Source organism: Planktothrix tepida PCC 9214, assembly GCF_900009145.1.
GTDB lineage: Bacteria > Cyanobacteriota > Cyanobacteriia > Cyanobacteriales > Microcoleaceae > Planktothrix > Planktothrix tepida.
On the sequence record NZ_LN889880.1, the window covers coordinates 1 to 389 of the forward strand.

The window sequence follows — 389 nt, forward strand, 5'->3', positions numbered from 1 at the left end:
TATAGCACTTCCAAATGAGTTATAATAAATGTAAGGTTAGCAATAATCCTCCAAAGCTGGCAACGGAAAATGAATCTAATCAACGAAATAGACAATTTTATCAATCAGACAAAAGATCCTAGAGAAATTAAAAGAGCGATCGCTGTCAAACTCAAATTACAAGGGAAAGCCTACCGGGAAATTCAAGACTTATTACAAGTTATAAAGGATTTATTAGCCAGTGGAAAAATCGGGTTCTTGTGGAAGGAGTAGAGAGTTTAAAACTCCAATATAAAGGAAGAAAAGGCTATCTAAGTCCCGAAGATAAACAGAAAGTTATTGAAGAATTAAGGGAAAGAGATTGGTTAAGATTGTCTGATTTACAAGTTTTGTTAGAAAGGGAGTATGGA

The 389-nt window shown here is 33.9% G+C and carries 1 protein-coding gene; it reads left to right on the forward strand.

The window, feature by feature from the left end:
* Positions 1–69 precede the first annotated feature (69 nt).
* Positions 70–252, forward strand: coding sequence for a hypothetical protein (locus tag PL9214_RS33170; protein WP_072722823.1), 183 nt, complete (start codon positions 70–72; stop codon positions 250–252).
* Positions 253–389 lie beyond the last annotated feature (137 nt).

Excerpts from the sequence above, each read along its gene's own strand:
- PL9214_RS33170 (WP_072722823.1), top strand. The coding sequence starts at position 70 with ATGAATCTAATCAACGAAATAGACAATTTTATCAATCAGACAAAAGAT.